Consider the following 695-nt stretch of genomic DNA (forward strand, 5'->3'; position numbering starts at 1 on the left):
ACTCCCTCAGTCTGCGCTGCATGGCTATACGGAAGCGCCGGGCATCGTATCGTTTGTCGAACCCGATGACGATGTCATCGGCGTATCTGACCATTACCACATTGCCTGTGGCATAGCGACGTCGCCACTGATGCGCCCACAGATCGAAGACGTAGTGGAGGTATATGTTTGCCAGCAGCGGTGAGATGACCGCACCCTGTGGGGTGCCTTCCTCCGTTGCTCGCCATTGACCCTCCTCCGACGTCCCGGCTGTGAGCCACTTACGTATGAGCCTGATTACCCTCCGGTCGCCGATCCGATGCTCTGTGAACCTGATCAGCCATTCGTGGCTCACCCTGTCGAAGAACTGACTGATGTCGGCATCCAGTACCCAGTTTACGTTAGTGCGTACCAGCCCTGTGGCCAGTGCGTCCAGTGCATCGTGCTGGCTTCGCCCGGGTCTGAACCCGTATGAGAACCCCATAAAGTCGTTTTCATAGACTGCGTTCAGGATTTTCACCAGCGCATACTGGACGATCTTGTCCTCCAGCGAGGCGATGCCGAGCGGGCGTTGTTTTCCATCCGCTTTTGGGATGTAGTGACGCCTGCCGGGCTGCGCCCTGTAGCTGCCCTGATGTAGCCTCCGGTGCAGATCTGTTATGTTGTTCTTCATGTTTCCGGCGTAGTCCATCCACCTGATGCCATCCACTCCGGCG

Annotated in this window: 1 protein-coding gene; it reads right to left on the reverse strand. The window is 57.6% G+C overall.

Going from position 1 to position 695, the window contains the following annotated elements; genetic code table 11:
• A partial coding sequence (locus G3R48_RS17140; RefSeq protein ID WP_343227756.1) for a reverse transcriptase domain-containing protein occupies nucleotides 1–670 on the reverse strand: 670 nt, incomplete at its 3' end.
• Nucleotides 671–695 lie beyond the last annotated feature (25 nt).

Origin of the sequence: Shewanella intestini, from assembly GCF_018221465.1 — a bacterium.
In the GTDB taxonomy this organism is placed as follows: Bacteria; Pseudomonadota; Gammaproteobacteria; order Enterobacterales; family Shewanellaceae; genus Shewanella; species Shewanella intestini.